The 21,082-nt window shown below is 70.5% G+C and carries 20 protein-coding genes; 3 read left to right on the top strand and 17 right to left on the bottom strand.

The features are described 5' to 3' along the window. The first annotated feature begins 24 nt into the window (after nucleotides 1–24). Together CLV46_RS07900 and CLV46_RS07895 are read left to right on the top strand one after the other, a co-directional pair. Nucleotides 25–1,989: a transketolase family protein gene (locus CLV46_RS07900; RefSeq protein ID WP_342746108.1), complete on the top strand. Its 1,965-nt coding sequence runs from the start codon at nucleotides 25–27 to the stop codon at nucleotides 1,987–1,989. Between the two features lie 70 nt (nucleotides 1,990–2,059). Next, entirely contained in the window at nucleotides 2,060–2,725 is a 666-nt protein-coding gene (locus tag CLV46_RS07895) for a trimeric intracellular cation channel family protein (protein ID WP_100364267.1), read from the top strand. 63 nt (nucleotides 2,726–2,788) lie between these two features. On the opposite strand, the gene leuA is transcribed toward CLV46_RS07895, so the two are convergent. The 13 genes from leuA to hrcA all read right to left on the bottom strand — a co-directional run bounded on the left by leuA (nucleotide 2,789) and on the right by hrcA (nucleotide 16,137). Next, nucleotides 2,789–4,561, bottom strand: a complete 1,773-nt coding sequence (gene leuA / locus CLV46_RS07890) for a 2-isopropylmalate synthase (RefSeq protein WP_100364266.1) — start codon at nucleotides 4,559–4,561, stop codon at nucleotides 2,789–2,791. A gap of 316 nt (nucleotides 4,562–4,877) precedes the next feature. Further along, complete coding sequence (locus CLV46_RS07885; protein WP_100364265.1) at nucleotides 4,878–6,278, bottom strand: ABC transporter permease; 1,401 nt, start codon at nucleotides 6,276–6,278, stop codon at nucleotides 4,878–4,880. After that, on the bottom strand, nucleotides 6,275–7,036 hold the full coding sequence (locus CLV46_RS07880; RefSeq protein WP_100364264.1) for an ABC transporter ATP-binding protein: 762 nt from the start codon (nucleotides 7,034–7,036) through the stop codon (nucleotides 6,275–6,277). Before CLV46_RS07880 ends, CLV46_RS07885 begins: the two co-directional genes overlap by 4 nt. A gap of 75 nt (nucleotides 7,037–7,111) precedes the next feature. Continuing rightward, nucleotides 7,112–7,777 (bottom strand): response regulator, encoded by a 666-nt coding sequence (locus CLV46_RS07875; protein ID WP_211282167.1) that lies wholly within the window; start codon nucleotides 7,775–7,777, stop codon nucleotides 7,112–7,114. Further along, the gene (locus CLV46_RS16855; RefSeq protein ID WP_100364263.1) at nucleotides 7,774–8,964 is read right to left on the bottom strand and encodes a sensor histidine kinase; all 1,191 of its coding nucleotides are present in this window, start codon (nucleotides 8,962–8,964) and stop codon (nucleotides 7,774–7,776) included. Before CLV46_RS16855 ends, CLV46_RS07875 begins: the two co-directional genes overlap by 4 nt. A 123-nt stretch (nucleotides 8,965–9,087) precedes the next feature. Continuing rightward, a complete protein-coding gene (gene era, locus CLV46_RS07865; RefSeq protein ID WP_100364262.1) occupies nucleotides 9,088–9,978 on the bottom strand; it encodes a GTPase Era in 891 nt (296 codons plus the stop codon). Then, complete coding sequence (locus CLV46_RS07860; protein WP_100364261.1) at nucleotides 9,975–11,282, bottom strand: hemolysin family protein; 1,308 nt, start codon at nucleotides 11,280–11,282, stop codon at nucleotides 9,975–9,977. Before CLV46_RS07860 ends, era begins: the two co-directional genes overlap by 4 nt. Further along, complete coding sequence (ybeY, locus tag CLV46_RS07855; RefSeq protein ID WP_100365956.1) at nucleotides 11,279–11,743, bottom strand: rRNA maturation RNase YbeY; 465 nt, start codon at nucleotides 11,741–11,743, stop codon at nucleotides 11,279–11,281. Before ybeY ends, CLV46_RS07860 begins: the two co-directional genes overlap by 4 nt. After that, nucleotides 11,740–12,843 carry a PhoH family protein gene (locus tag CLV46_RS07850; RefSeq protein ID WP_425430405.1) on the bottom strand — a complete coding sequence of 368 codons (1,104 nt, stop codon included), beginning with the start codon at nucleotides 12,841–12,843 and terminating at the stop codon, nucleotides 11,740–11,742. The genes ybeY and CLV46_RS07850 overlap by 4 nt, the downstream gene beginning before the upstream one ends. Further along, nucleotides 12,833–13,186: a histidine triad nucleotide-binding protein gene (locus CLV46_RS07845; protein WP_100364260.1), complete on the bottom strand. Its 354-nt coding sequence runs from the start codon at nucleotides 13,184–13,186 to the stop codon at nucleotides 12,833–12,835. Before CLV46_RS07845 ends, CLV46_RS07850 begins: the two co-directional genes overlap by 11 nt. A 41-nt stretch (nucleotides 13,187–13,227) precedes the next feature. Beyond that, the gene (locus CLV46_RS07840) at nucleotides 13,228–13,965 is read right to left on the bottom strand and encodes a 16S rRNA (uracil(1498)-N(3))-methyltransferase (RefSeq protein WP_100364259.1); all 738 of its coding nucleotides are present in this window, start codon (nucleotides 13,963–13,965) and stop codon (nucleotides 13,228–13,230) included. Further along, entirely contained in the window at nucleotides 13,965–15,074 is a 1,110-nt protein-coding gene (gene dnaJ / locus CLV46_RS07835; protein ID WP_100364258.1) for a molecular chaperone DnaJ, read from the bottom strand. Before dnaJ ends, CLV46_RS07840 begins: the two co-directional genes overlap by 1 nt. A 40-nt stretch (nucleotides 15,075–15,114) precedes the next feature. Next, nucleotides 15,115–16,137: a heat-inducible transcriptional repressor HrcA gene (hrcA, locus tag CLV46_RS07830; protein WP_100364257.1), complete on the bottom strand. Its 1,023-nt coding sequence runs from the start codon at nucleotides 16,135–16,137 to the stop codon at nucleotides 15,115–15,117. 200 nt (nucleotides 16,138–16,337) lie between these two features. On the opposite strand from hrcA, the gene CLV46_RS07825 reads away from it, so the two are divergent. Beyond that, nucleotides 16,338–16,718: a DUF4870 domain-containing protein gene (locus tag CLV46_RS07825; protein ID WP_211282166.1), complete on the top strand. Its 381-nt coding sequence runs from the start codon at nucleotides 16,338–16,340 to the stop codon at nucleotides 16,716–16,718. 65 nt (nucleotides 16,719–16,783) lie between these two features. On the opposite strand, the gene hemW is transcribed toward CLV46_RS07825, so the two are convergent. From hemW to lepA, 4 genes are read right to left on the bottom strand one after another with little or no spacing between them, the layout of a single operon-like run. Next, the gene (hemW, locus tag CLV46_RS07820) at nucleotides 16,784–18,001 is read right to left on the bottom strand and encodes a radical SAM family heme chaperone HemW (RefSeq protein WP_100364255.1); all 1,218 of its coding nucleotides are present in this window, start codon (nucleotides 17,999–18,001) and stop codon (nucleotides 16,784–16,786) included. Next, on the bottom strand, nucleotides 18,001–18,534 hold the full coding sequence (locus CLV46_RS07815; RefSeq protein WP_245866641.1) for a DUF1990 domain-containing protein: 534 nt from the start codon (nucleotides 18,532–18,534) through the stop codon (nucleotides 18,001–18,003). The genes hemW and CLV46_RS07815 overlap by 1 nt, the downstream gene beginning before the upstream one ends. Further along, a complete protein-coding gene (locus CLV46_RS07810) occupies nucleotides 18,531–19,190 on the bottom strand; it encodes a DUF1990 domain-containing protein (RefSeq protein ID WP_245866639.1) in 660 nt (219 codons plus the stop codon). Before CLV46_RS07810 ends, CLV46_RS07815 begins: the two co-directional genes overlap by 4 nt. Then, a complete protein-coding gene (gene lepA, locus CLV46_RS07805; protein ID WP_100364253.1) occupies nucleotides 19,190–21,043 on the bottom strand; it encodes a translation elongation factor 4 in 1,854 nt (617 codons plus the stop codon). The genes CLV46_RS07810 and lepA overlap by 1 nt, the downstream gene beginning before the upstream one ends. Nucleotides 21,044–21,082: the final 39 nt, after the last annotated feature.

Raw genomic sequence — 21,082 nt, 5'->3', positions numbered from 1 at the left:
GGCAGCGCCCTCGATCGTCGGGCGGTGCGCACCGCCATGGCGATCCCGGCCCACGTCGTGCAGGCGAAGGGGCACGGACACGCGGGCACGGCGATGGCGCTCGCGCCGCTCGCGCACGTGCTGTTCTCGCGCGTGCTGCGCCACGACCCCGCGGATCCGGCCTGGGAGGGCCGCGACCGGTTCGTGCTCTCGGCCGGGCACGCGAGCCTGCTGCTGTACGTGCAGCTCTTCCTCACCGGATACGGACTCGAACTCGGTGATCTCGCCCTCAGCCGCACCCTCGACTCACGAACGCCCGGACATCCGGAACTCGGGCACACGCCGGGCGTCGAGATGTCGACCGGACCGCTCGGCCAGGGCGTCGCGAGCGCCGTCGGCATCGCGCTCGCCGCCCGGCGCGACGAGGCGCTCCATGGTCGCGACAGCGGCCTGTTCGCTTCGCGGGTCTGGGTGATCGCGGGTGACGGATGCCTGCAGGAGGGCGTCTCCGCCGAGGCGTCCAGTCTCGCCGGCACCCTCGGGCTCGGCAATCTCGTGCTGCTGTGGGACGACAACGGGATCACCATCGACGGCCGCACCGAGGTGACGTTCCGCGAGGATGTGCGCGCCCGCTACCGCGCCTACGGGTGGCGGGTGCTCGAAGTGTCCGACTCGTCCGACCTCGACGAGATCGACCGCGTGCTGCGCGACGCCGAACGCGGCGACGGGCGACCGACCCTCGTCGCCGTGCGGAGCGTGATCGGCGCCCCGTCGCCGTCGCGCGCCGGTACCCCGGCCGCCCACGCCGGCGGGTTCGGCGACGACGATGTCGCGACCGTCAAGGAACTGCTCGGCTTCGCCCGCGACGCGGGACTCGACGAGCTCGTCGACGACGAGGTGCTCGCCCACTGCCGCGAAGCCGTCGCGCGAGGCGGCGCCGCGCACGAGGAGTGGGACGCGCGGCACCGGGAGTGGGCGGTCGCGCATCCGGACACCGCCGCCGCACGCTCGGCCGCCCGCACGCCCGACCCCGCGGCCCTCGCGGACCTCGTCGCCGGCACGCCCGTGGGCGGGGAGGCCGTCGCGACCCGGTCGGCGAGCGGGAGCGTGCTCGTGCGCCTTCACGGCGCCGGTATGCTGTGGGGCGGCTCGGCCGACCTGTCCGGCTCGACGAGCGTGGCCGTACCGGGGGACGCGGTTGACCCGCAGACCCCTGGAGGCGGGTTCGTGCACTTCGGGATCCGCGAACACGCGATGGCGGCGATCCTCAGCGGGATCGCGTTGCACGGGCTCTGGCGCCCCTACGGGTCGACGTACCTCGCCTTCAGCGACTACCAGCGCCCGGCCCTGCGGCTCGCCGCGCTCATGCAGCTGCCGGTCATCCACGTCTACACGCACGACTCCGTCGCGGTCGGCGAGGACGGCCCCACTCACCAACCGGTCGAGCAGACCGCGGCCCTGCGCACCATCCCCGGGCTCGCGGTCATCCGACCGGGCGACGCCCACGAGACCGTGGCGGCGTGGCGCCGCATCGCGACACGACCTGAGGGCCCCGTCGCGCTCGTGCTCTCCCGGCAGACGCTCCCCGTGCTGCCCCCGGCGGACCCGGACTCCGTCGCCCGCGGCGGCTACGTCGCCTTCACCGCCGGCGACGGGGCCGACATCGCCCTGCTCGCAAGCGGGAGCGAACTGCACCTCGCGATCGAGGCGGCGCGTCGCCTCGGCGCGGACGGTGTCGGCGTGCGCGTCGTCTCCCTGCCGTGCTGGGAGTGGTTCGAGCAGCAGGAGCCGTCGTACCGCGACACCGTGCTGCCGCCGGCGCTCCGCCGCCGGGTCGCGGTCGAGGCCGGTCGCGGCGACGCCTGGTACCGCTGGGTGGGTCTCGACGGCCGCGTCGTCTCGATCGAGCAGTTCGGAGAGTCCGGGTCGGGTGCGCAGGTGCTCGAGCGTCGCGGGATCACGACGGATGCGGTGGAACGCGCCGCGCGGGAGCTGCTCGTCGCCGACTGACCCGACCGCCGTGCGCTGACCCGACCGCGCCGCGCCCCGCGGGGCGGCGGTCCCGTGCTACGAATGACGGATGGCCGCCGCATTCTCGATCCCGCTCTGGGCCGACCTGCTCGCCGTCGGGATCGGCGGAGTGCAGGGCGCGCTCTTCGCCGCCCAGTTCCGCGACCGGCGGCTCGACCTGCTCGGCGTGGCGATCGTCGGCATCGCGACCGGGTTCGGCGGCGGTGTGCTGCGCGACATCCTGCTCTCGACCGACATCGCCCCGCTGCACAGCAACTGGTACCTCGTCGTCGCGACCGGGGCGGCGCTGCTCGGGATGCTGCTCGAGCGGATCTTCGTGCGCGTCAACGTCGGCATCACGCTGCTCGACGCGCTCACGATCGGGTTGTTCTGTGCGATCGGCACGACGAAGGCGCTCGCGTTCGGTCTGCCCGAGATCCCCGCGGCGTTCGTCGGGGTGCTCGCGGCGGTCGGCGGGTCGATCCTGCGTGACCTGCTGCTCAACCTGCCGATCGCGCTCATGCACGTCGGCTCGCTCTACGCAGTCGCGGCCGCGGCGGGATCGCTGACCCTCGTCGGGCTCGTGAGCGCCGGGGTCGACGTCTACGTCGCCGCGAGCGTGTGCGTCGCCCTCACGTTCGGCGTGCGCGTGCTCGCGGTGCTCTTCAAGTGGAGCCTGCCCGAGCAGCGGGCCCTCAGCCGGCTGCCGCGCATCCGTCCTCGACCGCGTCGCTGATCCCCCGGTGTGCCGGGTGCCGGCGGACCTCAGCGGCCCGCCGGCACCCGATCGGTGTTCGCGCTACTGCGCCGCTCCGACGAGCTGCGGCTCGGACGCCCCGGCGCGCACGGCACGGTTGACCGCGGAGACGACGGCCTTGAGCGACGCGGTCGAGATGTCCGCGTCGATCCCGACACCCCACAACCGCAGCCCGTTGACCTCGAGGTCCACGTACGCGGCGGCGAGGGCGTCGCCGCTCGCGCTGAGGGTGTGCTCCACGTAATCGAACAGCTTCACCGCGAACCCCTGCGCACCGAGCACCTCGAGGAACGCGGCGATCGGACCGTTCCCGGTCGCTTCCGCCGACTCGACCTCCTCACCGTCGCGCAGCTGCACCTGCAGCGTCACCGTGCCGGTCATGTCGCTCGCGGTGCGGGTGCTCAACAGCTCGAAGCGGCCCCACTTGTCCTCGGGGCGTTCCGCCGGAGCGGGCAGGTACTCGTCCTGGAACGCCGTCCAGATCTGCGCGCTCGTGACCTCGCCGCCCTCCGCATCCGTCTTCGACTGCACGACCTGGCTGAACTCGATCTGCAGCCGACGCGGCAGGTCGAGCGCATGGTCCGTCTTCAGCAGGTAGGCGACGCCGCCCTTGCCGGATTGCGAGTTGACCCGCACGACGGCCTCGTAGCCGCGGCCGACGTCCTTCGGGTCGATCGGCAGGTAGGGCACGGCCCAGACGAGCTCGTCGACGGTGGTGCCGCGCGCCGCGGCCTCGGCCGCCATCGCCTCGAAGCCCTTCTTGATCGCATCCTGGTGCGACCCGCTGAAGGCCGTGTAGACGAGGTCGCCGGCCCACGGGCTGCGCTCGTGCACCTTCAGCTGGTTGCAGTACTCGGCGGTGCGACGGATCTCGTCGAGGTCGCTGAAGTCGATCTGCGGGTCGATGCCCTGCGTGAACAGGTTCAGGCCGAGCGCGACGAGGTCGACGTTGCCGGTGCGCTCCCCGTTGCCGAACAGGCACCCCTCGATCCGGTCGGCACCGGCGAGGTAGCCGAGCTCCGCGGCGGCGATCGCCGTGCCGCGGTCGTTGTGCGGATGCAGCGAGAGGATGACGTTCTCGCGGTGGTTCAGGTGCCGCGACATCCACTCGATCGAGTCGGCGTAGACGTTCGGGGTGGCCATCTCGACCGTGGAGGGCAGGTTGATGATGACCTTGCGCTCCGGGGTGGGTTCGAACACCTCGAGCACGGCGTTGCTGATCTCGAGCGCGAAGTCGAGCTCGGTGCCGGTGTAGCTCTCGGGCGAGTATTCGTAGTAGACGGTCGTGCCGGGCACGGTCGCCTCCATCTCGCGGCACTTGCGGGCTCCGTGCAGGGCGATGTCGACGATGCCCTGCTTGTCGGTGCGGAAGACGACCTCGCGCTGCAGCACGCTCGTCGAGTTGTACAGGTGCACGATCGCCTGCTTCGCGCCGCGGATCGCCTCGTAGGTGCGCTCGATGAGGTGGTCGCGCGCCTGGGTGAGCACCTGGATGGTGACGTCGTCCGGAATGTGCCCGCCCTCGATGAGGTCGCGCACGAAGTCGAAGTCGGTCTGGCTCGCGGAGGGGAAGCCGACCTCGATCTGCTTGTAGCCCATCCGCACGAGCAGATCGAACATGATGCGCTTGCGCTCGGGACTCATCGGATCGATGAGGGCCTGGTTGCCGTCGCGGAGATCGACCGCGCACCACATCGGCGCCTCGGTGATCCGCTTCGCGGGCCAGGTGCGGTCAGGGAGATCGACCGCGATCTGCTCGTGGTAGGGCCGGTACTTGTGGATCGGCATCGCCGACGGCCGCTGGGTGTTGTACATCTACTTGCTCCTCGCCTGGGTTCGGTGGTCGGCCAACGACGAACTCCGCGACGAGTGAGGCCTGATCAGGACCCGTCGCGGCGGCTAAGAAGGAGCGCACCAAACAGCACGGGTCGAGGCTACCACTCCCCCGGCCGGAGGCGGTGTCGGAAATTCAGGAGCGGGGCGGGGAGCGACGACGCGGGCCGCGCGATTCCGGGTCGACCCGGCTCCGCGCGGCCCGCGGATCCTGAATTTCCGACGCCCCGGGGACGAGCCCGGGACGGAGAACGGGCCGGGTCCCCGCAGGGATCCGGCCCGTTCGTGGAGATGCGGGTCAGTCGACGGCGAGGGCCACGACCGGGCTCACGCGCGTCGCCCGGCGGGAGGGGGTGACCGCCGCGGCCCACGTGAGCACGCCGGCGGCGACCACGACGACGCCGAGCACGACCCACGGCACGCCCGGGAGGATGACGCCGGGGCTGCCGTTGATCGAGCCGAGCAGGGACTGCGCGCCGACCCAGCCGTAGAAGAAGCCGAGCACGATGCCGGTCACGACCGCCGCGATGGTGAGCTGCGCGCTCTCGGCGAGGATCATCCGGCGCACCTGGCGCGCCGTGAAGCCGAGTGCCCGCAGCAGGCCGAGTTCCCGTGTGCGCTGCACGACGCTGAGCGAGAGGTTGTTCACCATGCCCACCGCGGCGATGAGGGCGCTGAAGCCGATGAGCACGCTGAAGACGACGATCGTCGCGGTCAGCATCTCGTCGATGCCCGCGTAGACCTCCGGCTGCTCGCGCTGGGCGGCGCGGATGAGGTCGCTGTAACTCGCCATGGCCACCGAGAACATGACGACGAGCGTCACGCCGATGACGAGTCCGATCGTGGTGCGGGAGCTGCGCTCGGGGTACCGCACCGCGTTCTCGGCGGCGAGGCGTCCGGCGGACGAGCGTCCCATCATCCGGCCGACGAGCCGCAGCACGCGCGGCATCACGAGGTGGGCACCGGTCACGAGTCCGGTGAACGAGAGGATGCCGCCGATGAGTCCGATGAAGACGCCGAACGGCGAGACGAGCCCGACGAACACACCCGCGGCGAGCAGGGCACCGCCGAGCACGAAGAGCACGATCGCGACGGCGTTGCGCATCGGCCGGCCGGTGACCTCCTCGACGCTCAACTCCCGCGCCCCGCCGATCGCCTGCATCGGCGTGACGGTGAGCACCCGACGGGAGCCGACCCACGACGCGAGCCACGTCGTGAGCACCACGGCGACCACCGGGAGGATGAGCGTCGGCTGGACGTAGGAGTAGTCCGTCGCCGGGAGCGTCTCCGTCGCGACCGCGAGCGCGGCGCCCGCGGCGGCGAGTCCGGTGCCGAGCACGGCACCCACGACTGCGCCGATCACCCCGACGACCAGTCCTTCCCGGGCGACGGCGCGGCGCTGGGCGCTCGCGCTCGATCCGACGAGCCGGAGCAGCGCGATCGTGCGTGTGCGACCGGCGATGATCGTCGAGAAGGTGTTCGCCGTCACGATCGCGCTCACGTACATCGCCACGACGATGAAGACGGATGCGGTGATGGTGAGCATGAACGCGACGGTGTCGCTGCTGCCGGTCACCTCGTCCGCCGCGATGGCGGCCGACAGGAATCCGGTCACCTGCAGCAGGCCGACCCCGAAGGTGGCACCCAGCACCGCGACGAGGATGCTCGCCCGGTGCTCGCGCGCATCGAACCGCGTCACGCTGCCGCCTCCATCGCGAGCATGTAGCGGGAGATCTCCTCGGCGGTCGACCGCTCCCGATCCTCGACGACGCGACCGTCGGCGAGGAAGAGGATGCGGTCGGCGTAGCTCGCGGCGATCGGATCGTGGGTGACCATCGCGATGCTCTGTCCGTACTGGGCGCTCGCGGCGGCGAGCAGCGAGAGCACCTCTCGGCCGGTACGCGAGTCGAGGTTGCCCGTCGGCTCGTCGGCGAAGACGAGATCCGGACGCGTGGCGAGCGCCCGGGCGATCGCGACACGCTGCTGCTGTCCGCCGGAGAGTTCGTGCGGCCGGTGGGTCAGCCGACCGCGCAGCCCGAGCGAGTCGACGAGGGTGTCGATCCACTCCCGCTCCTGCGAGCTGGGCTTGCGTCCGTCGAGCTCGAAGGGCAGATGCACGTTGCCCGCGATGTCGAGCGTCGGAACGAGGTTGAACGACTGGAAGACGAAGCCCACCCGCCGACGGCGCAGCAGCGTCAGCTGGCTGTCACCGAGCCCGGTGATGTCGGTGTCGCCGAGCCACACCCGGCCGCCGGTCGGCGAGTCGAGGCCGGCCATGATGTGCATGAGGGTGGACTTGCCCGACCCGCTCGGACCCATGATCGCGGTGAACTGACCGCGCCGGATTCCGATGGTCACATCGCGGAGCGCGTCCACCCTGTTGTCGCCGGAGCCGTAGGTCTTGGTGAGGTTCTGCACCCGGGCGACCAGGCCCATGGCGCTCGTACTGATTTCCATGTTCCCGACGCTACGGACGGCCGTGCCCGCGGGGATCGGGCGCAAGAGCGAACCCGCTACATCGCGAGGATGACCTCAGACGAGGCGATGTTCGAAGGCGAAGACGACGAGCTGCACCCGGTCGCGCAGACCGAGTTTGGCGAGGATGCGGCTGATGTGGGTCTTCACCGTCGCCTCGCTCAGGTACTCGCGACCGGCGATCTCGGCGTTGCTGAGTCCGCGGGCGGCGAGCAGGAAGATGTCGCGTTCCCGGGCGGTGAGCGTGCCGTAGCTCTCCGGCGGTTCGGGGGTGGCCGCGCGGGAGTCGAAGTGCTCGAACAGCTCGCGGGTCGCCGATGCGGCGATGACCGCGTTGCCGGCGTGCACGGTGCGGATCGCGGCGAGCAGGAACTCCGGGTCGGCGTCCTTGAGCACGAATCCGCTCGCGCCGCCGCGGATGGCGCGCGTCGCCGCCTCGTCGAGGTCGAACGTCGTGAGCACGATCACCCGGGGTGCGCGCTCACCGCGCTCGGCGGCGCCCTGGAGGAGCCGGCGGGTCGCCTCGATGCCGTCCATGACGGGCATGCGGATGTCCATGAGCACCACGTCGGGCCGCTCGCGCTGGGCGAGCGCGACACCCTCGGCGCCGTCGCCGGCCTCCCCCGCGAACTCGAGGTCGGGCTGGGAGGAGACGAGCATCCGGATGCCCGCGCGGAAGAGCGCCTGGTCGTCGACGAGGGCGACGCGGATGCGGTCGCTCACGCGGCCACCGCCGGGGCGTGCACGGGCAGAACGGCACGCACGACGAACATCGAGCCGACGCGTTCCGCGGTCAACGCACCTCCGACGAGCACGGCCCGCTCGGTCATGCCCGCGATGCCGTGGCCGAGGCGCGGTTCGGTGCCGCGAACCTCGCCGAGTCGTGCCTCGGTCGCGCTCAACCGGATCGCGCTCGTGATGTGGAGATTCAACTCGGCCTCCGACCACGCGAAGGAGACGACCGCCTCGTGCTCGATGTCGCCGTGGCGGAGGGCGTTGGTGAGCGCCTCCTGCACGATGCGGTAGACCGCGAGCTGCAGCGCGGTGCTGGCCGGGCGGGGCTCGCCGACCGTCTCGACCCGCACCTTGAGGCCGGTGGAGCGGAACTGGTCGTAGAGCCGGTCGAGGTCGTCGAGCACCGGTTGGGGTCCTTCCGTCTGGGAGTGACGCAATTGCGCGAGCAGCACGCGGACGTCGGCGAGTGCCTCACGCGCGGTGCCGGCGATCGTCTCGAGCGCCCCGGTCACCGCCTCGGGGTCGTTCTTCGCGAGGTACCGCGCACCGTCGGCTTGCGCGATCACGACGGCGAGCGAATGGGCCACCACGTCGTGCATGTCCCGCGCGATGCGGGTGCGCTCCTGCTCGACCACCACTCCCTGCTCGGCGGCGTACTGGGCGCGCCGGCTCTCGCGGGCCCGCTGCGCCGTGCGCACGAGGAGTCCGAGCGTCCAGGCGAGCACGAATGCGATCGCGGCGGTGAGGAACACCTGCCAGGCACTCAGTACGACGTCGTCGCCGGGTGTGACGATCCGCTGACCGAGCACGTAGGGCACGAGCACGACGTAGGCGGTGATGACGCCGGCACCGAGGAAGGCGGAGGCGAGCCCGAGCCAGCGGCTCGGACGGCCGCCGTACGCGGCGACGCTGTAGAGCACGGAGAGGATCGCGAGGTTCGACGGATCGGGTTGACCCCCCATGGAGATCTGGATGAGGCAGACGACCCACGCGACGGTGAGGGAGAGTCCGGGCGCGAGACGCCGGATGACGAGCGCCCCGCACATGCCGAAGAGCACGAACAGGCTGAGGACCGCGTTGCTGAACAGCAGGTACGGCCCGATGCAGATGAGCAGCAGGATGCCCGGCGCGATGATGTCGAACGCCAGCTGGCCGGGGCGCAGCGAGCGGATCATGTTCCCACGCTAGGCCGTCCCGGCGGCCGACGGCACCGTCGGATGCCTCCTGGCGCCGGAATCATCCTGCGGAGGTGCGCCCGCGGACCGGAATCATCCTGCGGATGTAGGGCCCGGGCCCGCTCAGAAGCCGAGGCGACCGAGCTGCTTCGGATCGCGCTGCCACTCCTTGGCGACCTTCACCCGCAGCGAGAGGTAGACCTGCGCGCCGACGAGCGGCTCGATGGCCGCTCGCGCCCGCGCGCCGACGTCCTGCAGCCGACTGCCTCCGCGGCCGATGATGATGCCCTTCTGGCTGTCGCGCTCGACGAAGAGGTTGGCGTACACCTCGACGAGGTCGCGATCCTCCCGCCGCACGATGTCGTCGATCGTCACGGCGAGCGAGTGCGGGAGCTCGTCGCTCACGCCCTCGAGCGCCGCCTCCCGCACGAGCTCTGAGATCCGCTGTTCGAGCGTCTCGTCGGTCACCGCGTCGTCGGGGTACAGGTTCGGCGATTCGGGCATCAGGGCGATGAGCTCGGAGACGAGCGTGTCGAGCTGGATGCGGTCGACGGCCGAGACGGGGATGATGCTCTCCCAGTCGCGCAGCTTGCTGACGGCGAGCAGCTGCTCCGCGACCTGCGTCTTGCCCGCCGCGTCGATCTTCGTCACGATGGCGATCTTCTTGGCGCGCGGGTACTGGTCGAGCTGCTCGGCAATGAATCGGTCGCCCGGGCCGATCTTCTCGGTCGCCGGCACGCAGAATCCGATGACGTCGACCTCCCCGAGGGTCGTCTGCACGACGTCGTTGAGACGCTCACCGAGAAGCGTGCGGGGCCGGTGCATGCCCGGGGTGTCCACGACGATGAGCTGCCCGTCGTTCCCGTGCACGACGCCGCGGATCGCGCGTCGCGTCGTCTGCGGCTTCGACGAGGTGATCGCGACCTTCTCGCCGACGAGGGCGTTGGTGAGCGTCGACTTGCCGACGTTCGGACGTCCGACGAACGTCACGAATCCTGCGCGGTGCTCGGTCATGACTGCCTCTCGGTTGCGGCCGCCCGGCGGAGTTCGCCGGTGTCGGTGCCGACGTGGTCGGGATCGCGCTCGACGAGCACGGTGGAGAGCCGTTTGCGCCGCCCCTCGGTGCGTTCGGCGGTGAGCGCGATGCCCGACACCTCGGCGCGGGCGCCCTGCACGGGCAGGCGGCCGAGCGCTTTGCTGAGCAGTCCCCCGACGGTGTCGACGTCGTCGTCGTCGAGCTGGATGCCGAAGAGGTCGCCGAGTTCGTCGACCGGGAGTCGAGCGCTCACCCGGTACAGGTGCTCACCGAGCTGTTCGACCTCGGCGACGGTGCGGTCGTACTCGTCGGAGATGTCGCCGACGAGTTCTTCGATGAGGTCCTCCATGGTGACGAGACCCGCGATCCCGCCGTACTCGTCGACGACCATGGCGAGGTGGTTCGACTCGAGCTGCATCTGCCGGAGCGTGTCGTCGGCCTTCTTCGACTCGGGCACGAACAGCGCGGGGCGGGCGAGCCGGCCCACGGTCGTCGCCTCCCATCCCGTGGGCTGCTCGTGGATGAGCCGGGCCGCGTCGCGCAGGTAGAGCACCCCGAGGATCTCGTCGGCGTCCTTGCCGACGACGGGCATGCGCGAGACGCCGCGGGCGAGGAACACCGACATCGCGTCGACGATCGTCTCGTCGTCGTCGATCGTGACCATGTCGGTGCGCGGGATCATGACCTCGCGCACGACGGTGTCGTTGAACTCGAAGATCGAGTGGATGAGTTCGCGGTCGCCCTCTTCGAGCACGTCGAGTTCGGTGGCCTCGTCGACCATGCTCAGCAGCTGCTCCTCGCTCGAGAAGCTGCGTGCGCCCGGACGACCCGGAGTGACCCGGTTGCCGATCGCCACGAGGAGGTCGGCGATCGGGCCGAGCAGCACCCGGATCGCACGCACCAGCAGGGCCGAGAAGGCGAGCACAGGGCGGGCGTGGGCGCGTCCGACGCTGCGCGGACTGGAGCCGACGAGCACGAACGACGTACCGATCATGATGAGCGCGCTGACCAGCAGCGCCCACCACCAGTCGAGCACGTAGGCGAAGCTGATCGAGACGAGCACCGCCGCGGTGGTCTCCGACACGATGCGCATGAAGTTGAGCGCGTTGACGTGGGCTCCCACGTCGTCGGCGATCGCCACGAGCGACCGCTTCGCACGGCTGCGACCGGCCAGGTCGACGATGTCGGTGCGGCTCAGCACCCCGAGGGCGGAGTCGGCGGCTGCGAGCAGACCGCCGAGCACCACGAGGAGGATCGCCGCGACGACGAAGACCGGGATCATCGTTTGCGGCGTTCGGAGTGCGCGAACCCGATCAGCAGGTCGCGCTGCAGTCCGAACATCTCCTTCTCCTCATCGGGCTCGGCGTGGTCGAATCCGAGCAGGTGGAGCAGCCCGTGGCACGTGAGCATGAGCAGCTCGTCGAGCATCGGATGTCCGGCCGTCTTCGCCTGGGTGATGGCGACCTGCGGGCACAGCACGATGTCGCCGAGCAGTCCCGCCGGGGTGATCGCATCCTCCGTACCGGGACGCAGCTCGTCCATGGGGAAGCTCAGCACGTCGGTCGGCCCTGGCTCGTCCATCCACTGCACGTGCAGCTGCTCCATCGCCGCCTCGTCGACGAGCATGATGGCCAGTTCCGCATCCGGGTGCACCCGAAGCTCGTCGAGACAGTAGACGACGAGCCGCTGCAGGGCCGCCTCGTCGGTCTCGATGCCCGACTCGTTGGTGACCTCGACGCTCATCGGCCCCACCGCCGATCGCGACGCGGCTGGTGATCCTGCGGCGTATGGCCTCGCCGCTCCGCGCGGTTCGCGCCCGTGGGCGCCTCGACTCCCTGCTCGCGCTGGAATCGTCGCGCCTGCTGCTCGGCGTCGTACTTGGTGTAGGCGTCGACGATCTGCCCGACGAGCGAGTGCCGCACGACGTCTTCACTGCCCAAGCGGGCGAAGTGGATGTCGTCCATCCCGTCGAGGATGCGCGTGACGAGTTGCAGTCCACTCGCGCCCGTGGGCAGGTCGACCTGCGTGATGTCGCCCGTGACGACCATCTTCGAGCCGAACCCGAGTCGGGTGAGGAACATCTTCATCTGCTCGGGGGTGGTGTTCTGCGCCTCGTCGAGCACGACGAACGCGTTGTTGAGGGTGCGACCGCGCATGTAGGCGAGCGGCGCGACTTCGACGGTGCCCGCGGCGAGGAGCTTGGGCACGATCTCCGGGTCCATCATCTCGTTGAGCGCGTCGTAGAGCGGCCGCAGGTAGGGGTCGATCTTGTCGGTGAGGGTGCCGGGCAGGAACCCGAGCCGCTCCCCCGCCTCGATCGCCGGCCGGCTGAGGATGATCCGCTCGACCTCCTTGCGCTGCAGGGCCTGCACGGCCTTCGCCATCGCGAGGTAGGTCTTACCGGTACCGGCGGGGCCGATCCCGAAGACGATCGTGTTGTGATCGATCGCGTCGACGTAGTTCTTCTGACCGAGGGTCTTCGGCCGGATGCTCTTGCCCCGGCTGGTGAGGATCGCCTGGCTGAGCACCTCCGCCGGGCTGCCGGCGCCGCTCTCGATGATGCGGGCCGACGAGGCGATGTCGGCCGGACCGAGGTCGGTGCCGTTGCGGACCATCTGGATGAGCTCCTCTACGAGCGTTCGGGCGGCCTTCACCTGGTCGGAGGGGCCGTCGAGGAAGATCTGGTTGCCGCGGACGAGCACGGCGACGGCGGGGTACTGCCGTTCGAGGGTGGTGAGCAGGCGGTCCTGCGGGCCGAGCAGTCGCACCATCGCGACGCCGTCGACGTGCAGTTCGGCGCGCTCGATCGGTACGCCGGTGGAGCCGGTGTCGCTAGTGGGCAAGTGTGCCTTCCTCTAGTCGCCCGCCCAGCAGGTGGGCGTGCACGTGGAACACGGTCTGTCCGGCTTCGGCGCCGGTGTTGAAGACGAGGCGGAACTGCCCGCCGGTGTGCTCGTGCGCGAGCCGGCCGGCGGTGCTCACGATGTCGGCCAGCAGTGCGGGGTCGCCTTCGGCGAGCTCGACGACGTTCGCGTACCGTTCCGTCTTCGGCACGATCAGCAGGTGCACGGGCGCCTGCGGAGCGATGTCCCGGAACGCGATGAGGCTGTCGGTCTCGTGCACGATGTCGGCCGGGATCTCCCGGTCGGCGATGCGCGTGAAGATCGAACGCTCGGCGTCAGTCATGCATCGATCTTAACGACGAGCGGGCGTCGCTATTCCCCCTGCTACCAACGTCCCAGGCGTGCGTTCAGCACCGCGAGGGCGGCGGGCCCCGCGGTGGAGGTGCGCAGGATGCCCGCGCCGAGGTGCACCCGCTCGGCGCCGGCGCCGGAGAGCCGCTCGAGCTCGGCCGGCGCGAAGCCGCCCTCGGGCCCGACGACGAGGTGCACTCGCGCCGCACCCGCCGGATCTATCGCGGTGAGTGCGGTGTGGGCGGTCGGGTCGAGAAGCAGCATCCGGGTCTCCCCGGCGAGGCGGACCAGGTCGGAGGTGCGCGCGAGTGGCGCGACCTGCGGAAGCCAGCCGCGCAGCGACTGCTTGCTCGCCTCGCGCGTGATGGTGCGCCATCGGGCCTCGCCCTTGGCGACCTTCGCGCCCTCCCAGCGCGACACGGAGCGGTCCGCGGCCCACGGCACGACGCCGGTCACGCCGAGTTCGGTCGCCGCCTGCACCGCGAGCTCGTCGCGATCGCCCTTGGCGAGGGCCTGCACGAGCCACAGCTCGGGCGATGGCCACGGTTCGGTGCGCACCTCGGCCACCTCGATGACGAGCTCGTCCGGTGCCGCCGAGACGACCGCCCCGGTGACGACGAGTCCTTCGCCGTCACCGATCGAGACCGTCTCGCCCGGGCGGATGCGGTTCACCGTGACCGCGTGGCGCGCCTCGTCGCCGCGCACGCCGACGCGCGCGCCGACGACCGCGGCAGCGGGCTCGAGCTCGGGATTGAGGAACAGCGTGCTCATCAGCCGCCGACGAAGCGGTCGCGCAGCTTGGCGAAGAGTCCCTGCTGGAAGTGGGCGAGTCGCGGCGGCTGGTTCTTGCGCGACGCCGCGAACTTGCGCAGCAGTTCCTGCTCCTTGTGGTTGAGCTTCGTCGGGGTGACCACGTGCACGCCGATCTTCAGGTCGCCACGGCCACCGCCGCGCAGGCGGGTGATGCCGCGGTCCTTGATCGTGAGGATCTCGGCGCTCTGCGTTCCGGGCTTGAGCTCCACGTCGATGTCGCCGTCGAGCGCGTGCAGTGTCGTGCGGGTGCCGAGCACGGCATCCGTCATCTGCACCTCGAGCGTCGCGAGCAGGTCGTCGCCGTTGCGGCTGAAGGTGTCGTGGTGGCGCACCTTGACCTCGAGGTAGAGGTCGCCGTTGGGGCCGCCGGCGGGACCGACCTCGCCCTGACCGGGCAGCTGCAGGCGGAGGCCCGTGTCGACTCCCGCGGGGATGTCGACGGGGATGTTGCGGGTGGCGCGCACGCGACCCTGACCCGCGCACGTCGGGCACGGGTTCGGGATGACGGTGCCGTAGCCGCGGCAGGTGCCGCACGGGCTCGACGTCATCACGTTGCCGAGCAGCGAGCGCACGGCGCGCTGGATCTGACCGGTACCGTGGCAGATGTCGCACGTGACCGGGCTGGTTCCCGGGGCCGCGCACGAACCGTTGCAGGTCTCGCACAGCACGGCGGTGTTGACCTCGACGTCGCGGTGCGTGCCGAAGATGACCTCTTCCAGTTCGATCTCGACCCGCACGAGGGCGTCCTGACCCCGCTCGCGACGCGAACGCGGGCCCTGGCGCGTCGCCCCGGCACCGAAGAACGTCTCGAAGATGTCGCCGAAGCCGCCGAAGTTGGCGCCTCCCCCACCTCCGAAGCCGCCGGAACCGCCGAGGTCGTACTGCTGACGCTGCTGCGGATCGCTCAGAACGTCGTAGGCGTGGGTGACGAGCTTGAACCGCTCGGCGGCGTCCGCCCCGGGATTCACATCGGGATGCAGTTCCCGAGCGAGCCGGCGGTACGCCTTCTTGATCTCCTCCGGCGTCGCGTTGCGTTCGACGCCGAGTACCTCGTAATGGTCAGCCAAATCCTGATTCTTCCGTCGTGGGCGGGGAACGCCCGATCGGCTAGTCGCCGTCGATGAGCTTGGAGAGGTAACGGGCGACCGCCCGCACCGCCGCCATGTTGTTGGAGTAGTCCATGCGGGTGGGGCCGAGCACACCGAGCTTCGCGACCCCGTCGCCCGCTGGAGCGTAGCCGCTCGCAAGCACGGAGGTGTCGGCGAGACCGAAGTCGGCGTTCTCGCGGCCGATGCTGGCCGAGACGCCGGACCCGTCGACCTCCATCTCGCCGAAGAGCTTGAGCAGGGTGACCTGCTCCTCGATGGCCTCGAGAACGGGATAGATGCTGCCCCCGAAGTCGGCCTCGGTGCGGGCGAGGTTCGCGGCACCGGCCATGACGAGCTTGTCGCGGCGGTTCGCGTCCACCTGCGAGAGCAGGCTCTCGCCGATCCGCTCCACCAGCGCCGCGCGTTCGGGCACGAACCGCTCGGCGATCCGCGGGAGCGCCGTCGACGCCTCACTCAGCGACCGGCCCGCGAGAGCGCCGTTGAGTTTCGCGCGCAGCTCGCCCACGAACGCCTCGTCGACCGCTTCGCCGGCGTCGACGATGCGCTGGTCGACCTGGCCGCGGTCGGTGATGAGCACGGTCATGAGCCGCGTGTCGCTCAACGGGACCAGTTCCACATGGCGCACGGAGGCGCGCGTGAAACTCGGGTACTGCACGAGCGCGACCTGGTTGGTGAGCTGCGAGAGCAGGCGCACCGTGCGCGCGAGCACCTCGTCGACGTCGTCGGGTTGACCGAGGAAGGTCTCGATCGCCTGCCGTTGCGCGGCGCTCAGAGGGCGCATGTCGGCGAGCTGGTCGACGAAGACGCGGTAGCCCTTGTCGGTGGGGACCCGGCCGGACGAGGTGTGCGGAGCGGCGATGAGCTCCTCCTCCTCGAGAAGGGCCATGTCGTTGCGGATGGTCGCGGCCGACACACCGAAGGAATGCCGCTCGACGATGGACTTCGATCCGACGGGTTCCCGCGAGGCGACGTAATCCTGCACGATGACCCGCAGCACTTCGAGACTGCGTTCCGATGCCATGGCCACCGCTCCTTCCTGGCACTCGACAGGTCTGACTGCCAATTCTACCGCTCGACCGGGCAGAACGGGGGATGCGGTCGACCAGCGCGCCATTGCAGGGATCCGCGCCGGACCGCTACCTTGAGTCACAGCTCGCCTTCAGGCTGCCATGTCATGGCGCGGCGAGCCGACGATCTGAATCCCCGAAAGGCACCCCGACGATGACCAACACCGCCCAGCCCGCGGCCCCGCTCACCCCGGCCGAAGACAAGCAGTGGGCCGGACTCGCCCACCTCCTCGGGATCCTCGGCATCCTCCCCTCCCTCATCATCTGGCTGGTCTTCCGCGAGCGTGGCGGTTACACCAACCAGGAGGGCAAGGAGGCCCTGAACTTCCAGATCACCGTCGTGATCGTCGCCTTCGCCCTCTCGATCGTGACGACGATCCTCACCTTCGTCACCTTCGGTCTGTTCGGCTTCCTCGCGCCGCTGCTCTTCGTGCTGCTCTGGGCCGCCGTGGTCACCTTCTCGATCATCGGCTACACCCGAGTGAACGCCGGCGGCAGCTACCGCTACCCGGTCGCGATCCGCTTCATCAAGTAGCACTCCGCACGACGACGGGGACCGGGGCGACCCGGTCCCCGTTCTCGTTCCCGGGCGGAACCGCGTCAGGCGGTGAGCCGTCGCACCACCGCGTCGGCGAGCAGGCGACCGGCGAGGGTGAGCACGATCCGGCCGCGCAGCGCCGCCGCGCCCTCGATGAGCCCGTCGGCGATGAGCTCGGCGATCGTCGCGCGCCCTGCGGCGGGGATCGCGTCGATGGCGAGTCCGTCGGCGAGGCGCGACTCGAGCAGCACCCGCTCGACACCGCGCGTGGCGTCGTCGAGGGTCTCCCGCCCGGCGGCCGGTGACGCGCCCGCCAGAACGCGGTCGGCGTACGCGGCCGGATGCTTCACGTTCCACCAGCGCACGCCGCCGACGTGACTGTGCGCGCCCGGACCGACGCCCCACCAGTCCTGACCGGTCCAGTAGGAGAGGTTGTGCCGCGACCGGTGTTCGACGCCGGCGGCCCAGTTGCTGACCTCGTACCAGCCGTATCCGGCGTCGCCGAGCATCCGCTCCGCCAGCTCGTACATGTCCGCCTGCAGTTCGTCGTCGGGCGTCTCGACCTCGTGACGCCGGATCTGCCGGGCGAGTTTCGTGCCCGGCTCGACGATGAGCGCGTAGGCGGAGACGTGATCGGGCCGCTGCGCGATCACGTGCTCGAGCGAGGCGCGCCAGTCGTCGATGCTCTCGCCGGGCGTGCCGTAGATGAGGTCGAGGCTCACGTCGAGGCCGGCGTCGCGCGCCCACGCGACGACGAGCGGCACCCGTTCGGGGTCGTGCGTGCGCTCGAGGGTCGCGAGCACGTGCGGCGCGGCGGACTGCATGCCGAACGAGACGCGGGTGAACCCCGCGGCGCGGAGCTCCCGCAGGTATGCGGCATCGACGGTGTCGGGATTCGCCTCCGTCGTCACCTCCGCGTCGGCGGCGAGTCCCCACGTGCGGCGCACCGCGTCGAGCATGCGAGCGAGATCGGATGCGGGGAGCATCGTGGGGGTGCCGCCACCGAAGAAGACGGTCGACGCCGGTCGGGCGGGCAGGTCGGCGAGCACGCCGCGCGCGAGGTCGATCTCCGCGAGGGCGTGAGAGGCGAAGTCGGTGCGGGAGACGCCCCGCAGCTCGTCCGCGGTGTAGGTGTTGAAGTCGCAGTACCCGCAGCGCACCCGGCAGAAGGGCACGTGCAGGTACACGCCGAAGGCGCGCGTGTCCGCCCCCTCCGCTGCCGTCGCGGGCAGCAGTCCGTCGGCGGGCGCCGGATCGGCGATCGGGAGCGCGCTCGGCATCAGTCGACGCTCCCCGTCGTGGACGCGCCCGAGAGGACCCGGAGGTAGCGGCGGGTGTACACGAGCTGCGCGAGCCGCACGGCCGGGAGCACGAGCCGCCACTGGCCCGACGCCCTCCAGAACGCCCGCACTCGGAACACGACGCGGTCGTCGGCGTCCCAGTGCACCATGAAGGCCTCTTCGCCGATCTCGGGATGCCCGGCGAGGGTGCCGTACGCGAATCCCGCGGTGCGGGGCTCGTCGACCACGTAGACGACCCGTGCCGGCGCACTGACCCGGAACGGCCCGAACGGGATCCGCAGCGTCACGCTCTCCCCCGCGCGCACCTCGCCCTCGCCGTCACGGTCGACCCGCATTCCGCTGCGCCGCTGCACCTCCCAGTGCCGCACCGCCGATGCGGACCGCTCGAAGGCGCCGCGACCGCGACCCACGACCGCCTCCCGCTCGAGCGCGCGGAACCCGGCGGGCGGGAACGGCGCCCTGTCGCGGGTGTCGGTCGCTCCGACCTCGGCGTAGGTGAATCCAGTGGTCACTCCGTCGGTCCGGTGAGGGCGACCATGTAGCGCGCGAGGTAGCGGCGATGCGCCACGCGCAGGAGCGGTCCGATGAGCTTCCATCCGAAGCCCGCGGGGCGGCTCAGTGAACGGATGGTGAGCCAGACCGACCCGTCCTCGGTGCGGTCGATGATGAACGACTCCTCGCCGCTGAGCGGATGCCCGGGCAGCGTGCCGTAGGCGAATCCGCTGCGCTGGGGCTCGTCGATGCGGTAGACCACGCGCACGGGTTCGTGCACGCGGAACGGACCGACCCTGGCCACGAGCACGGCCGTGTCGCCCGGCTTTACGAGCGCCGTGCCGTCGGGCGCGTACTCGATCTCGTCGCCGGCGACGAGGCTCGCGGCCTGCACGGGCGTGCCCGACTCGTCGTAGCCGACCCCGGTGTATCCGATCTCGCTCACGTCGCCGGGCGCATCCGTGCGCTCGACCTCGAAGCCGCTGCGGCGCTTGATGCCCCAGCTGAGCAGCTCGGTGCGCGCCCACTCCCAGCGGGCGTCGCCGTGACCGATGCGGGCCCGGCGCTCGAACGGCCGGTAGCCCTTCGGCGGGTAGGTCATGAGGTCGACGGCCTGCGTGCCGCCCACGGCCCCGTACGTGACGGGCAGACGCCAGGCCTCCTGCCGGTCGGCCACTACTTCTTGCCGTCCTTCTTCTCGGTGTCGCCCGAGAGCGCGGCGATGAACGCCTCCTGGGGCACCTCCACGCGACCGACCATCTTCATGCGCTTCTTGCCCTCCTTCTGCTTCTCGAGCAGCTTGCGCTTACGGGTGATGTCACCGCCGTAGCACTTGGCGAGCACGTCCTTGCGCATTGCGCGGATCGACTCGCGGGCGATGATCCGCGCCCCGATGGCGGCCTGGATGGGCACCTCGAACTGCTGGCGCGGGATGAGCTCGCGCAACCGGCCGGTCATGAGCACGCCGTACGCGTAGGCCTTGTCCTTGTGCACGATCGCGCTGAACGCGTCGACCTGCTCGCCCTGCAGCAGGATGTCGACCTTCACGAGGTCGGCCTCCTGCTCCCCCGCCGGCTCGTAGTCGAGGCTCGCGTAGCCCTGCGTGCGGCTCTTCAGCTGGTCGAAGAAGTCGAAGACGATCTCACCGAGCGGGAGCGTGTACTTGAGCTCGACGCGGTCCTCGCCGAGGTAGTCCATGCTGCGCATCGTGCCGCGGCGGCTCTGGCAGAGCTCCATGATCGCGCCGACGTACTCCTTCGGCGCGAGCACCGAGGCGGACACGACCGGTTCGAGCACCTTCTCGATACGCCCGGTCGGGTACTCGCTCGGGTTCGTGACCGTGACGGTCTTCTTGTCCTCGGTGGTCACCTGGTACGGCACGCTCGGCGCCGTCGTGATGAGGTCGAGGTCGAACTCGCGCTGCAGGCGCTCCGTGACGATCTCGAGGTGCAGCAGACCGAGGAACCCGCAGCGGAATCCGAAGCCGAGCGCGACCGAGGTCTCCGGCTCGTACTGCAGTGCCGCATCCGACAGCTTGAGCTTGTCGAGCGCCTCGCGCAGGTCGGGATAGTCGCTCGCATCGATCGGGTAGATGCCCGAGAACACCATGGGGAGCGGATCGGTGTAGCCCGCGAGCGCATCCGTCGCCGGCTTGGCGGCGGTCGTCACGGTGTCGCCGACCTTCGACTGGCGCACGTCCTTCACGCCGGTGATGAGGTAGCCGACCTCGCCCACACCGAGTCCGTTCGAGGGGCTCGGCTCCGGTGAGCTGACGCCGATCTCGAGGATCTCGTGGGTGGCGCGCGTCGACATCATCTGGATGCGCTCGCGCGGGTTGAGCTTGCCGTCGACCATCCGCACGTAGGTGACGACGCCACGGTAGGCGTCGTAGACGGAGTCGAAGATCATCGCCCGCGCGGGGGCGTCGGCGTCGCCGACGGGAGACGGGATGCGCTCGACGACGCGGTCGAGCAGCTCCTCGACGCCCATGCCGGTCTTGCCCGAGACCCGCAGCACGTCGGCCGGGTCACCGCCGATGAGCTGCGCGAGCTCGCGCGCGTACTTGTCGGGGTCGGCCGCCGGCAGGTCGATCTTGTTGAGCACCGGGATGATCTCGAGGTCGTTCTCGAGGGCCAGGTAGAGGTTCGCGAGCGTCTGGGCCTCGATGCCTTGCGCGGCATCGACGAGCAGGATCGCGCCCTCGCACGCGGCGAGGCTGCGGGACACCTCGTAGGTGAAGTCGACGTGGCCCGGCGTGTCGATCATGTTGAGGGCGAAGGTGCTCTGCCCGACCTGCCACGGCATCCGCACCGCCTGGCTCTTGATCGTGATGCCGCGCTCACGCTCGATGTCCATCCGGTCGAGGTACTGCGCCCGCATGTCGCGGTCGGAGACCACACCGGTGATCTGCAGCATCCGGTCGGCGAGGGTCGACTTGCCGTGGTCGATGTGCGCGATGATGCAGAAGTTGCGGATCGCGGAGGGGTCGGTCGCGGCGGGGGCGAGGGCCGCGGAGGCACGTGGGGACATCGCCGCCATTCTCCCATGCGCGCCCGGGGCGTCCGCGCG

The organism is Diaminobutyricimonas aerilata (genome assembly GCF_002797715.1).
GTDB lineage: Bacteria > Actinomycetota > Actinomycetes > Actinomycetales > Microbacteriaceae > Diaminobutyricimonas > Diaminobutyricimonas aerilata.
This window is presented reverse-complemented; position numbering and strand designations above follow the sequence as displayed.